The organism is Ekhidna lutea (assembly GCF_900188325.1).
Taxonomy (GTDB): Bacteria; Bacteroidota; Bacteroidia; order Cytophagales; family Cyclobacteriaceae; genus Ekhidna; species Ekhidna lutea.
The window spans coordinates 277,855-292,132 of the sequence record NZ_FZPD01000003.1 but is presented as its reverse complement, the minus strand read 5'-3'; the positions used below and the strand labels follow the sequence as shown (position 1 = coordinate 292,132).

Genomic DNA, 14,278 nt, shown 5'->3' with positions numbered 1-14,278 from the left:
ATGAAAATCACAAAAGAGATCGTCCGGAAGACAGCTCACCTGGCAAGATTAGAATTTGGCAGTGAAGACGAAGATCAAATAATGAATGACCTTCAGAAAATGGTGGACTGGGTGGATAAATTAAGTGAGGTTGATACGGAGCGAGTTGAACCACTTACCACCATGTCCTCCGAAATAAATGCATTCAGAGACGACAAACCAAAACCGCACCTACCCAGAAAAGATGCCCTTAAAAATGCACCGAAACATAATTCAGAATATTTCACAGTTCCTAAAGTGATCGATTAATGGTGAATCGCACCTTCAAAAAAACTCTTTCCGGTACTTTTCTTTTAAGCATGGCTATTATGCTATCGTGTTACGCAAGTGGCTATGATCTAGCCATAGACTGGGAAGTAACCACCACAGCAGAAGTAATTGAATTTCCTGCCTGGACGTTGGAAACTGATCTGATGAGTCATGTAATAACCGGCGAAAAATACCTCCTGAGTGAACAATATTCCGGAGGTGAGATTCATCGCAATATACTGTTAGACAAAGTTATAATGAGCGCAATATGGATTGCGGTTTGCCTTACACTGGTAACTTCCACCTACCTTCATCGATATGTCTTTTTTGCTGTAGTTGCATTGTTTGCACTATTCCTAAACAGGCTAAACTTATTTGAAGTTGGGCTCTTTGGTATTCAATCAAGGTTAGTCATACTAATTCCATCCGTCCTTTTGATTGCCCCGCTGGTCATCTTTCATGAGTACAAAAAATCGACAGGCTTTATGCTAAGGCTTGGTATTATGCTATTGCTTAGCGGCTCCTTATTATTGGGCATAGATGATGCAACACTTTTTACAGATCACTTTATCGCAAACTCATTGTTTGGATTTACCATTTGCGGTCTGCTTTTCTTATTCATTGTATCTGAAGAGCTCATTTTTGGGGTTTTATTCGTAGTGACCTCCGGAAAGGGCGGAAGAAGTAATCACACACATTTTCTTATCCTTTCACTTATTTATTTGAGTAATCTGACACTCTATTACTTAAACAAGTCGGGGTTATACGAAAACAGTTTTTTCTTTTTTGACCCATTCATTTTGCTTGTCATAACTGGAGCAGTGAGCATGTGGTCACTGAAACATAAAAGAGGATTAGTTCAGAAATATTTTCCCGAAAGCACTTTCAAGTTGATTGCCATCAGCCTTGGTTTAATCATGATGCTTTTTGTTTCCCATCAAATGATCAGGGGAAATGATGCAGTTTATCAGGCTTTTCACTATTTCATCCTCTATTTCCATATTGGTTTTGGGGCGCTGTTTTTTCTTTATATCATTGGCAATTTCATTGATCCCCTTATTAAGGGTTTTGAGGTACATAAAATTGTTTACAAGGAGCGAAATTTCCCCTATGCCAGCGCAAGGTTAGGCGGTGTATTTGCAGTGCTTGCCTTCTATTTTCTCTCTGGCCAGTTACCTTACAATTTGTTGAAGTCTGGATACTACAATTATTTGGCAAAGGAAGCTGAAACGAATGAAAGTCCGCTATTGGCCAAAGAGTATCTTCTCCAGTCAAGTTTTCTGGGCTACAATACCCACTACCCTAATTACATGCTAGGATGGGAAGAAAAAAGAAAGGGTGCAGAATACGCGTCAAAAATGTATTTCCACAATGCTGCACAACGATTTCCATCACCATACGCCTGGATCAACTATGGTAATCTGGATGCTGAAATCAACCCAAATAAAGTGCAGGCCATTTATGAAGAAGCTCTACGAAGTAGCTCGAGCGGGGAAATTGAAAACAACCTGGGAGTACTGTATATGCAGAAGAATGATCTCAACAAATCCCTTGACTATTTCATCAAATCCAAGCCATCGGACAAATGGAACAATGCCCCGCAAATCAACAAATGGAATGTCCTTAAAAAATTGGAGGTGGTGGATTCAACTTCAATAATCGAAGACTACTCCAAAGGAAACTTCGGTGTGAAAAATAATATTCTTTCAACACAAACTCCTGCTACAGTACTTGATTTTGAAATGAATGGCCTCAAAGCTGCAGCTGCTCTTCACAAACAGGCTTATTTGCTTAACAGCGCTCACCTTTTCAGACATGATTCTGTTGAGACATTGATTCGAACCGAAGTTGAAAATTCTTCAGATGGAACACTTACCAACAGACTTAGAAAAGCGCTGGCATTGAACCTTTACAAAAGGGGGAAAATAAATCAGGCTTTTTTAGTGCTGGATTACCTTCAGGCAAGTGCTCACCAATATTATAAGGGAGAATTTCTTGATGCGCTCGGAAAATTTGCTCTTGATCAGGAGGCTTATCAGTTGGCCATTGATTTTTTTGACCGAGCAATTGAAGTAAAACATACTAAGTCTCAGCTGAGCCGGCTGGAAGCGCTTGCAAGAATGGGTAAACATTCAAGCATCCCAGATGAATTGCTACGTGTTTTGAAAAAACATCCTGAGTTAACAGATCAGGCAAATACATTTTTAGAACGACTAGATAATTATCAACCTCCCGCACCGAAGAATCGAACAATTCAGAACCTGGATACCTTATCCAACGACCAACTTATTGCTTTAGGGAGAATGAATGCTTTTCATGAGCAACAAGTGATACAAGTTGTTAATGAGCTTGGTGAAAGAGAAGCCTCTGGGGGATATGAAATACTCGTAGACGCCATTGAAATTAATCCCTACAGTACCACTCTTCTTAAAAAATATGTGTTTGCAGCATTGGATTGGAATCTTGTTGATTATGCTGATCAGACGCTGGAAAGGTTGGCTTCTTTGCTTGAAGCGGATGAGTTTAAGTCATTCAAAGAAGTCTACGAGGTAAGAAAGCAGGAGCTGCAGGATCAAAGCTGGTAATTGATCCATTTAACTTCAATGTTGGTTTCTTTAAGCTAGAAGGTGGGTTGAATTTGACGACAAATAAAAAGCCCCATGCTTTCACACGGGGCTCTTCATCTATTTTTAATCTAATCTATTTAGTTCGAGAACTTAAATAGAATATTCTGAATCATTTTTTGTCTTACAGGCTTACCTCGTTGCTTACCTGGTTTCCACTTAGGAGATTCTTTAAGTACTCTCACTGCTTCTTCATCACATCCAGCTCCAATACCTTTCACTACGTGAATGTCTGTGAGCTCTCCATTTCTTTCCACTACGAACTGAACAAACACACGTCCTTCAATACCCATTCTTTGAGCCTGACGCGGGTACTTAAGTTCTTTCTTGAGATACTGATAGAATGCTGTAATTCCTCCAGGGAATGATGCGGACTCCTCAACAATTGTGAAAATCTCATCTACATTCTCCTCTTCAGGAGCTTCTTCAAAAATGATCTCTTCCACAACAGTTTCTTCAGTTACTTCCACATCGAGCTCCACTTCAATCTCTTCCTCGATTTCTTCTTCATCAGGAACTTCTATGATTTCCGGAATTTGAACTTTTGGTGGAGGTGGAGGTGGTTGCTCCGTAGGTGGAATATCGATGATATCTTCAAAATCATCATCCACGTTACCCAGGTCCATCAGTCCTGAATCATCATAAGACCTCCATTCGAAAGCCACAATTACCAGTAATAAACTGGCTGCCATTCCAATATTCAGGAACAAGCCTGACTGCCTGGAAAGGTCTATTTTCGGATTTTTTTTCGGTTCCATATTCCTTCTTTTGTGAAGTTGAACATCAAATATATGTCCTTCATTTTTTATATACCAAAAGGACGAAGGTATTTACCAAATACATGCAAAAAACATTCCAAAATTCCTTAACCCCCTACTTCTGCCTTATATTCTTCGGCAGAAATCAGGTGATCTCCTTTGTCTGAAATCTTTATCTTTATCATCCAGCCATCTCCGTATGGATCGCTGTTTACTACCTCGGGGTTTGATTCGAGAGCTTCATTTATCTCTATTACTTCTCCAGACAGGGGCATGAACAGGTCAGATACTGTTTTTACAGCTTCGACTGTTCCAAAAACCTCCCCAGTGTCAAGTGATTCACCTTCGGTTTCTATTTCAACGTATACAATATCTCCAAGTTCGCCTTGCGCAAAGTCTGTAACACCTACAGTGGCTACATCTCCGTCAATTTTCACCCATTCGTGATCCTTGGTATACTGCAAATCAGAAGGAATATTCATTTGCCTTTCAATTTTAATTTGGGCGTCAAAAATAAGGTACTTCGGTGAACTCCCCTACTGTGCAAGGCCAAATCTTAACTGAACCCCAAAGGCGGTGGTTGCACGCTTGTATGAACTTAAAACTTTTGGGTCTGTGACGTTCCTTTCCATATAAAAAGTAAAGTCGAGTTGACTGTTGATTTTATAGGTTACTGTAGGTCGTACCTGCCAGGTAAGGTTTCCGTTAGTCACCGTGCTGTTATCGTTGATTTTGCGCTGAATCGTCTTGCTGTCGCGAACAGAAGCGGCTACACGCATGGTTAAATCGTTTTCAAGCGTTATTGTTCTTCCCTGAAATTTCCACGGAAGCTTAAATCCTACTTTGGAGTAGCCTACATCCAGCGTGATATCATTGTTAGTGGTTTCAGTGACCTGTGCATTAGACATATTGAGCGCCAGGTTCCTGCTTTTTCTAAATTCCAGACGGGTTGAAATATTGTTTTTGGTTCGGATATTGAATCCAATAAGTGGAACAAACTGCTCAGAAATCATGACCTGATTGATGATGTAAACCGGCACTAATCTTCCCGTGCTATCGTCATCAGCAAGCGGATAATCCAAAATATCGTTTTGCAGACCGATATCATCTTCGCCATAATTCAGGGAGTTTGTAAAGCTGGATACACTGTAAGCTGAATTGTATCCATGAGAAATAGTGAATGATGAAAACACTTCTGAAAGGGCTGGGATATTTACCAGTCCCGTAAAATCCAATCGCCAGTTAGGCAGAGGTGTTTTAGGAAAAGGTGTTAAGGCAATGCTATTTGCATCTGTACCGGAATATGCTGCCAAAAATGAGGGAATCAACACATCCTGAGAAATATTATTATATGAAATTGTATCAGCTGGATTTACCGCCGGATTTTCGCGATTAAGTCGCTCACGAACGACATCCAGGTTTCGCTCAAATTGGGTAAATGCATCTGATGCATTGCCGGGACCATCTTTTTGGAATGCCGTCTGAATGGATAAGTACGATACAGAGTAGCTACCACTTCTGGATGGGGTAAGTGTGCGGAAAGCGTCTCTTTCTTCATCAAACCTAAATATTTCCTGATACTGATTATTCAAACCTCTATTCCAGGTCAACTGGATTCTTAGATCTTTTGCAGGCTCAATATCTGCCTGGACATCTATATCTGTTCCGTACGTTTGCTGGAAAGGAGAGTTAAGGTTGGGGTTCGTCACCAGCCAGCCGTTTCGTTCTGCTTTACGTTTGATTGATTGGTTTTGTCTACCCAAAATAAACTCAAATCCCGGCGCATTGAATCCACTATCTAATCCAAACAAAAATGCATTCGGCTTAAAGCCGGGGAGTGAAGTGCTTTCATTGATGTTGTACGATCCGTTGATCGATTTCAGCATCATCAGGAATTGAAGTGCTTTATTGCCGGGACTTACTTTTTCTCCTCTTCCTGGTGGTGTGTTTGCATTCTTCAGAAATGTAACCTTATCATAAAGTTTATTCATATCCACTCTGGCATTCAGTCCCATGGTACGCTGATTGCTTATGAAGTTTCCGAAGAAAAGCTCATCCTCACTCCTACTTATTGTATCACTTCTTGTTCTGTTTATGGCTCCCGCAATCCAACTGTAGCCTACTGAATATCTGGCATCAGAAGAAAGCCAGTCTGTAAATGGTAGTTTGTTCAGTGGCAATGAATAATTGAGTTGAACACTCTGATTAAAATTCTTCATTCGGCCCAAGGTGAATATCTGATCCCAGATATATTCTTTTTCCGCCTGAGTATTAATATCACCCTCGATTATACCCTCAGGTTCATCGATTACCGCGTTGGCAGTTGCACTATAGGTTAAACCCAGGCCTTTTGTAATGTCCCATCTGAATCCGTAGTTCCTCGCAAATGAAAATGCACGTTCATAATTTATTTCATCTACACCTAGTGGCTGCAACTCATTATCATAATATCTAGTCAATCTAAAGTCTCTTCGAAGGTTTGTAGAGAATGAGAAATTTGAAGGAATAGGGGAGAAATTAATGTCTTTTATAAGAGCCAAATAGGGAGACGAAAGTGCCTCAGCTTCACTAAAAGGCTCAAGATTCAATGTTGCCGGAGAGAAATTGTAATTGACACCTCCACTTACTGTTTTATTCAATAGGGTATGTGTATTGACATTACTGGTCAGCCGGTCGCTATAGGCGTAGCTAAAGGAGAAGTTTTCAATATCATATATTCTGCTTCTGGAGTCGGGGTTCACCTTTTCTTTTCGCACATTGGTGAAGTTGATACTCCGACGAGTGGTTCTATCCTCTACAATTCTTCGATATTTCTCACGTTCCTCGCTATTATCAAAAGCTTCCAATGATGCTTCCAGAGGCACATCAGGATCGAGTGGATCAAATTGAGGAGTGATGGTTGTCTTTTCGTAACTCACAAACATGGGTAGCACCAGTCCTGTTTTGTCCGGCCGCAAAAACTTTTCGAGATTCATGTTTGCCGACACGTCATATTGCCTGGTTTCAGCTCTTGCTCGCTCGGAGATTCGTTGCTGAATGCCTCCAAAACCAATGGATGTATATCTGGTGGATGCTGATATGGTACCCAAATCGGCAAGCTTTGTGCTTACGCGTGCATTAGCCGCCCATCCGGCGTTCGTATCAAAATCAGTCACACGTAGTTCGTTTGCCCATATACATACAGACTTGGGTGATGTAGATTCATCATCTCCAGGATTTCTCACACCAATCATTAATTCGATTACCGCACTCAGATCCGGATTACCATAGACTGTGAACTTGTATTTTCCGTCATTAGACAATGACGTGTATGGCACATCGATGGGGAGGTTTGCGCGGTTACGCTCAGCTTTTACCCCAATTAACTCTTTGATGCTAAAATCAAGCTCGTTTTCCAACGGCCACACCTGCCTTCTGATGTCATCTATATTTCCGCTTGGATCCGGGGGCGTGATCTTCAGGGGCACTTCAATTTCATAATAGTGCGGATTGTCTTTATTGTTGGTGGCCAGCCTGATAAAACCTGTGACTTCATCATCCAACACCACATCGTTTTGATATGATTCAGCGTGAAAGAACATTTTCATCCGACCGTAGTTTATCAAATCATACCCAAGGTTTGTTTTATATACAGCTCTGGCGTCTTTGTCTTTTAAATCTTCGACGCAGATTTGAAGCGATTGCTCATTGATTCTTCGATTTTGCGTAGTGGTATTGTCAATATCCCGATCGAGTCCCGGTGGCAAAACATATCGAACTCCTCCGGTGGTCGTTGTGCTGTTTTCTTCAATATTTACAACCGAAATGGTAAAGTCTTTTGTGTCCTGTGTGTTTGGAAGTTCGTTTAATCCTGGCTCGTTTAAGGTTTGATCATATTTAAGCCACTGACTGCCAACCAATCTCATTTGTGCAAATCTCAAAACTACCGGCTGACTCCAGCCTGTCATATACATTCGAATGAATTTGATTGTACTGATATCTGGATTTCCCTCTTCTATTACATCATCATCAAGAGGAATTCTAAACTGGTACCAGGTAGATTCACCATTCGGGCTTGCAATTTGATCAATAATAAAATCATTTAACTGCAAATTTCCTCCTCTTGGATTAGGGCCTGGTTTGAGAGGCACCCTAAACTCAAAATAATCTTCCTCATTCGAGACTATTTGATCAAGGTTTGGAGCCACGTTTTCATCATCGGGAAGAGTGGATGAGGCGGGAATGAAATCCTGACTTCCAGAAGAAGCAATCGGCGAATTACCCTCCATCCCATTCCAGCTTTTATAACGCTGGACAATTGTTGCATTTTGTTGATCGTAAAATTCATCCAGAATATACCTGAAATCATCTGCTGAAATATCATCTCTTTCCTCTGCCGGAAATACATTATCTATTCCGTTTTGCTCGAGAATCAATTGCTCATCATCACCTTTAAGTCCATCAATACCGATATCCTGATTGTCTCGCGCACCCGGTGAGTTCTCAAAGAAATTAGTCAGGTAGGATTCTTTTGTAATCTGGCCCCAGTCAGATATTTCCCCGATCTCCCCGTCTACCGGGAGTCCCTGCTCGAAAGCATGCTTCCCGTCAGGAGCCAGCTCTTCAGATACTTTACCCAGGTTAAAAACTAAGACTCCTCCATCCGTATCTTCACTTGCAAACCCATTAATGTTACCATCCTTTACCCTACCATTCTCTGTCTCAATAAATGGATCCATCAACCAGAATTCAATGTATTGAACATTTGTTTCACTAAAATCAACTTCATTTGATATCGCCCTGGTAATACCTCCCCATCGATCTTCCACCAAGTCATCATTCGCTGACTCCATGTTGAAATTTGGATTGTAATTGTATTGACCTCTTTCATGTGGAAAGTATGCTACATCGAAAATGGGTTCATTGAAATTAACAAGCGTTTGATCTCTTTGTCTGAAAATTTCCTGTGGCAATACCGCTCGCTCGTAATGATTCTCAAGATCAGTATCAGAAATATTGGACGGACGATTATTCCCCCCGGCTCTATAAAAAATGCTATTATCAACGGTGTACCAGGCAATCTTTGCCGATTGATACCTATTATCTATACCCCGACTAGCATGGGCATTTGGAAACTCCCTTTTAGGAGTGGCTGCCAACTTCCACGCTTGCCATCCCATGATATTTATGGGTGTTACTGAGTTTTCAAAATCATCCACATAGGAAGTCCCCTGACCGTCAACAATATTGCTGGTGCCGGGAAGAAGCTGTGCAAACTCTGCGTTGATTGTGATGGTAGAAGGTGCTTTGGTACTCACCAAAGGCAGTGCATCAACCATTTTGGTTAGAAACCGTGATTCATTTTGATAATTGATATCAACTCCATACTTGGTATTACTGGTCGGCTCATTGCCAATGGCATACCGGGAGATACCTCCGGGACGCTCATTGAGGTGGAGCACAGTGGCTCCAAGGTTGAAATTATCACTGAAACGATAGTCGAAACGAGCACCTGTCAGGGTTCGGGTTTGAAAATTGAAAAGGTCAGCTTTTTCATAAGATACCTGAATGGTCTTCCCTGAGCTTAGTATGCCTTCATTTAAAATTCTAACACGACCCAAATTGTAGTCAACCGTATAATCAAGCCCTTCTGTTAATGGCGTATTTCCAGCGGTCACAATTACGGATCCTTCTGCAATGTTGATTCCGGGTAGTGTGATTTCACTCGCTGATCCTGCTGTGACGCGCCCTTTAATGACAAACTTGTTTTTACTTGAATTTCTTTCAGCAACGGCTTTTTGAACATCATAAAGCTCATCGTACACATACTTTTCAACCAAAGATTCTTCCCCGTCTATAAAAAAGGATTCCAGTGTGGAGCCAAAAGGCTCAAGAACAGGGAAAATGATATTCCCGTTTTGCGGGTCTATTGTATACCCTTCGATAAAATCAAAATTTCCATCAGGTTGTCTGTCACCATTTGGGTTTAGCCTGTCAAGTGAAAATATTTCAACCAATAATTCATCTTTCAGCCTGCTTCCTTCATGCAAAGACGGATTGTCCTGACCTGTGTTATCATCCCGATAGATGACACTTAGCTGGAATCCTTCCTGGCTTATTTGCGCAGCATTTAGGCTGTAGATGTTTTTCATCATCAAGTCCCAGGTAGGTATTTCGGTATTTATCTCATTTGGTCGTAAGAGCTTTAGGTAAATCACTTCATCATCAGATCGGCTCTGGTAATCTTCCGTCAGCTCACCAACTTTATACCTGGCTCCATTATAGGTGTATTCATAAGCAACAGCCAGGATCTCATCACTCTGGAGGCTTCTATTGAGTGTGATATAGCCCAGCTCGCCATTCAGCTTGTATTCGTTTAAATCCAGCTTTCTTGCGGTCGTTATTTTCACATAGTCAACTGCACTTTGAAAATCCGGGTAGGTGGCCTCAATGAATTGATCCACATTATCAGCAGTTTGAACCCTGAGATTAGAAAAAATATCGTTTGCTCCATTTCTGGTAGGACCGCCATTACCTTCTCCAACACCTGTGGAATTCTCTCGATACAGCCTATCTCCTTCTCCCAAATCCATGAATCCCACAATATTTCTGGTGGTCTCTGTGTCGTTGTTTCGATTGAGAACGTAGACTTCAATTCGGGTAACATTCACTCCGGAAGTGACCTGAGGAAGTGTTTCCAACCACTGCTCATAGTTATCTCGAAAGAAGTGACCTAAAAAGAAATGACGATTTTCTTCATAGTCTGATGCCTGAACCTCAAATTCCCTTCCCTGAAAACCACTTTCAATGGTGAGCGTTTCGTTTCTTCCTCTTTGCTGAGAAAGGACAGTTGTCACATACAATTTACCAAATTGAAGTTCTGTTTTAATGCCAAAAAGGGATTGTGCCCCACTCATCAATGAGTTGGTAACAGGCATACTTACATTACCAATTTCAATACGTTTAATAATGTCCTCCTCATAACCTGTGTATTCTACTTTAAGGTTATTCTGGAAATCGAATGTATTGTTGTTATCAAAATTGGCAGTGATTGCCAGCTTTTCCCCAACCTTACCCACCACGTTCATGCTGATTTGCTGATTGAAATTGAACGAGCCGTTTTTCTGCTGACGAAGCGGAATGGCTGGGTTATCAATTCTTTGAAATCGAGCTCCAAAATCAAGGTTTACAAACCCATTGGGCTGAATATCCACATAGCTGCCACCAAAAATCCGATCAAACACCGGGCTGATATAAAGCCTTGGGATCAGACTTCTGCCACTGACAGCACTTTCTCCGTCTAGTCCGGCTGATCGATCTTTGAAGTATTCACGATTGAGTTGAGAGTTGTTGTACTGATTGAATTCCCGAAAGGTCATGAATGAAGCTGGTCGAAAATCCAAGGCTCCAATATTTTCATATACGGAATAGGTTACACCAGCATCTTCCGAAGTTGTGTCCGGGTTAAACTGCACCTGCATGTCCAGCTGTGAGGGGTCTCTTAAGAAAAGGGGAGATCGTGAGCTTCGAAATGAAAAGGGATCACCGAAGCGATAGCTAGGTTGATAAGTTGGTTTCTTGCTTGGTTCGTACGGACCAATCGTGTCGCTTTGTACAGTATCCTGCTGCTGAAAAATCAGCGCATTCGCTTGCGACCAAAAGCCCAAAATGAGAAACGCAAAAAGGAATCGTATATATGGATTTACTCTCAAAAAAAGGCGCTTGTAATATGATTAGGTTAAGATCGCTTTAGTGCTTGCTTGATCAATTCCTCAAGTTTAATCTCCTCTCCGTATTCTTTCAAAATCTTATCGACAGTTTTTTCAGCTGTCGACTTATTTATTCCTAAAGTTGTCAAGGCTGATAACGCCTCAGAACGCAATGTATTATCAAAACGTGGTTGAATTTCAATCGATTTATCAAGCAGCCCCTCTTTTTTCATTTTATCCTTCAATTCCAGGATAATTCGCTGGGCTGTTTTCCCTCCAATTCCCTTCACTGACTGTATTGTCTTCACATCCTCCTGCACAATAGCCGCCTGCAATTCTTTAGCATCCAACGAAGATAATATCATCAATGCTGTACTCGGACCGACTCCATTGATAGACAATAAATCGAGAAATCGCTTTTTTTCAGATTGCTCGTAAAAACCAAACAAGGTGTGAGAGTCCTCTTTTACATGTAGATAAGTTTGAATGAGGATATCTTCCTTCTCCTTTACCTGAGAATAGGTGATCAAGCTGATCTTTACTTCATATCCAACTCCTCCAACATCTACTACTAAATGCGTTGGGTCTTTGAATGCAAGTCGACCATTGAGATAGGTAATCATAGTCGATCTCTTTTTTCTACGCCTGCATCCACTACCGCAATGGCGACCATGTTATAAATTTCTTTAACAGAACTACCCAGCTGCAATACCTGCACTGACTTTTTCATCCCCATCAGAATTGGTCCAATTACTTCTGCACCACCAATCTCCATCAAGGTTTTATAAGCAATATTTCCTGATTGAAGATCCGGGAATATCAAGGTATTCACATTATGACCTTTAAGGTCATTGAATGGATACATTTCGTCTCTTAAGCTTCGATTAAGGGCAACATTGGCCTGTAGCTCACCATCAATAATCAGGTCCGGCCACCTTTCTTTTGCAAGCTTCACCGCCTTTGCCATTTTCTCTGGAGTCTGACCTTTGGTAGATCCAAAATTTGAGAATGATAACCCGGCAATTTTAGGTTCATAATCGAAAAACCGAACTGCTCTGTGAGTTAAGCCAATGATTTCAACCAGCTCCTCTGCAGAAGGATTCATATTCACAGTGGTGTCAGCGAAGAAAAAATTCCCCTTCGGAGTATTCATGATGTACATGCCTGCCACACGGTTTACTCCCTCTTCCATTCCCACTATCTGAAGGGCCGGGAGCACTGTTTTCGGATAGTCGTTTGACAAACCGGAAATTAAGACATCAGCATCACCTTTTTCCACCATCATCATTCCAAAGTAAGTCCGACTTAGCATGGCCTTTTTAGCTAAGTGCATAGTCATACCTTTTCGTTGACGCATTTGAGTGTATTCTTTGGCAAACTTCTCCACCTTATCCATGTGCTCGTATGGATCGATGATGTCACAGTCTTTGATTGCCTCAAGCTCATGCTCTTCTATGAGCGCTTTAATGATGTTTTGCTTACCCATCAATATTGGAGTGCCAATACCTGTGTCAAGGGTCATCTGTGCAGCTTTCAGGATATTTACATGATCTGCTTCTGCAAACACCACTTTCTTAGGATTTCTTCTGGCTCTGTAAACAAACCTTGAAATGAGGCGTTGGTCAAGACCTACACGCTCCAGCAATTCATCTTCATATTTCTTCCAGTCCTTGATCTGAATACGAGCCACTCCGGTATCCATTGCCGCTTTTGCAACTGCCGGAGAAATGGTAGTGATAAGTCTGGGATCCATCGGCTTAGGGATCAAGTACTCGCTTCCGAATCGGATGCTTGCTTTCCCATAGGCCTTTAACACAATATCAGGGACTTGCTCTTTGGCCAGCTCGGCGATTGCTTTTACTGCCGCCAGCTTCATTTCCTCATTGATGGCAGTGGATCGCACATCCAATGCTCCTCTGAATATGTAGGGAAAACCAAGTACGTTATTTACCTGATTCGGATGATCCGAACGGCCTGTAGCCATTAATACATCTTTACGTGTTTTAATAGCCAGATCATAAGCTATTTCCGGATTTGGATTAGCTAATGCGAATACTATTGGGTCATTAGCCATCGACTTAAGCATGGCAGGGGTTACCACATCTGCTATGGATAGTCCAAGGAACATATCTGCTCCTTTCATGGCCTGATCCAGGGTGTCAATGTCTTTATCTGTAGCGTATCTTGACTTGATCTCATCAAGACCCTTGCGTTTAGCATTAAGAATTCCCTTACTATCTGCCATCAGGATGTTTTCCTTTTTCGCTCCAAGCGCAACGTAAAGGTCTGTACATGCAATTGCGGCGGCTCCAGCTCCACTTACCACAATTGTTAAGTCTTCAATTTTTTTATTTACTACCTCAAGTGCATTCAGTAGAGCGGCACTTGAAATGATTGCTGTACCATGCTGATCGTCGTGCATGATCGGGATATTCATTTTTTCCCGAAGTGTCTGCTCTATCTTGAAGCTTTCCGGGGCTTTGATATCCTCCAGATTAATACCGCCGAAAGTTGGCTCCAACGATTTTACGATCTCAATGAATTTATCCGGATCTTTTTCATTGATTTCAATATCAAAAACATCTATGCCGGCAAATTTTTTGAAGAGTACGCCTTTCCCTTCCATCACAGGCTTGGATGCTTCCGGTCCTATATCACCTAAACCTAGCACTGCAGTACCATTGGAAATCACACCCACCAGGTTTCCTTTGGCAGTGTATTTATAAACATCCTCAGGATTTTCTTCAATGGCCTTGCAAGGCTCTGCCACTCCTGGAGAATATGCTAATGCTAAATCATGTTGTGAGCTCACCGATTTGGTGGAGTTCACCTCAATCTTACCTGCAGGTTTATTTGAATGATATTCTAATGCCTCCTTTGGCCTGATCTTCGTAGTACTCATCCTTTATGGGTTAATGTT

General features: G+C 41.5%; 7 protein-coding genes. 2 read left to right on the top strand and 5 right to left on the bottom strand.

From position 1 onward, the window contains the following. Both gatC and CHB71_RS09020 read left to right on the top strand, forming a co-directional pair. Complete coding sequence (gene gatC, locus CHB71_RS09025) at positions 1 to 288, top strand: Asp-tRNA(Asn)/Glu-tRNA(Gln) amidotransferase subunit GatC (RefSeq protein ID WP_089356590.1); 288 nt, start codon at positions 1 to 3, stop codon at positions 286 to 288. Then, on the top strand, positions 288 to 2,873 hold the full coding sequence (locus CHB71_RS09020; protein ID WP_089356589.1) for a tetratricopeptide repeat protein: 2,586 nt from the start codon (positions 288 to 290) through the stop codon (positions 2,871 to 2,873). The genes gatC and CHB71_RS09020 overlap by 1 nt, the downstream gene beginning before the upstream one ends. Before the next feature lie 119 nt (positions 2,874 to 2,992). On the opposite strand, the gene CHB71_RS09015 is transcribed toward CHB71_RS09020, so the two are convergent. The 5 genes from CHB71_RS09015 to CHB71_RS08995 form a co-directional block, all read right to left on the bottom strand. Further along, a complete protein-coding gene (locus CHB71_RS09015; protein WP_089356588.1) occupies positions 2,993 to 3,670 on the bottom strand; it encodes an energy transducer TonB in 678 nt (225 codons plus the stop codon). Between the two features lie 107 nt (positions 3,671 to 3,777). Continuing rightward, positions 3,778 to 4,152, bottom strand: coding sequence for a glycine cleavage system protein GcvH (gene gcvH / locus CHB71_RS09010; protein ID WP_089356587.1), 375 nt, complete (start codon positions 4,150 to 4,152; stop codon positions 3,778 to 3,780). A 54-nt stretch (positions 4,153 to 4,206) separates the two neighbouring features. Further along, positions 4,207 to 11,361: a T9SS outer membrane translocon Sov/SprA gene (sov, locus tag CHB71_RS09005; RefSeq protein ID WP_245811242.1), complete on the bottom strand. Its 7,155-nt coding sequence runs from the start codon at positions 11,359 to 11,361 to the stop codon at positions 4,207 to 4,209. A 26-nt stretch (positions 11,362 to 11,387) separates the two neighbouring features. After that, on the bottom strand, positions 11,388 to 11,981 hold the full coding sequence (gene ruvA, locus CHB71_RS09000) for a Holliday junction branch migration protein RuvA (RefSeq protein WP_089356586.1): 594 nt from the start codon (positions 11,979 to 11,981) through the stop codon (positions 11,388 to 11,390). After that, positions 11,978 to 14,260, bottom strand: a complete 2,283-nt coding sequence (locus CHB71_RS08995) for an NADP-dependent malic enzyme (RefSeq protein WP_089356585.1) — start codon at positions 14,258 to 14,260, stop codon at positions 11,978 to 11,980. Before CHB71_RS08995 ends, ruvA begins: the two co-directional genes overlap by 4 nt. Between the last annotated feature and the right edge of the window lie 18 nt (positions 14,261 to 14,278).

Coding starts and splice junctions, on each gene's coding strand:
- CHB71_RS09015 (WP_089356588.1), bottom strand. CDS start 3,670: ATGGAACCGAAAAAAAATCCGAAAATAGACCTTTCCAGGCAGTCAGGC.
- gcvH (WP_089356587.1), bottom strand. CDS start 4,152: ATGAATATTCCTTCTGATTTGCAGTATACCAAGGATCACGAATGGGTG.
- CHB71_RS08995 (WP_089356585.1), bottom strand. CDS start 14,260: ATGAGTACTACGAAGATCAGGCCAAAGGAGGCATTAGAATATCATTCA.
- ruvA (WP_089356586.1), bottom strand. CDS start 11,981: ATGATTACCTATCTCAATGGTCGACTTGCATTCAAAGACCCAACGCAT.
- CHB71_RS09020 (WP_089356589.1), top strand. CDS start 288: ATGGTGAATCGCACCTTCAAAAAAACTCTTTCCGGTACTTTTCTTTTA.
- gatC (WP_089356590.1), top strand. CDS start 1: ATGAAAATCACAAAAGAGATCGTCCGGAAGACAGCTCACCTGGCAAGA.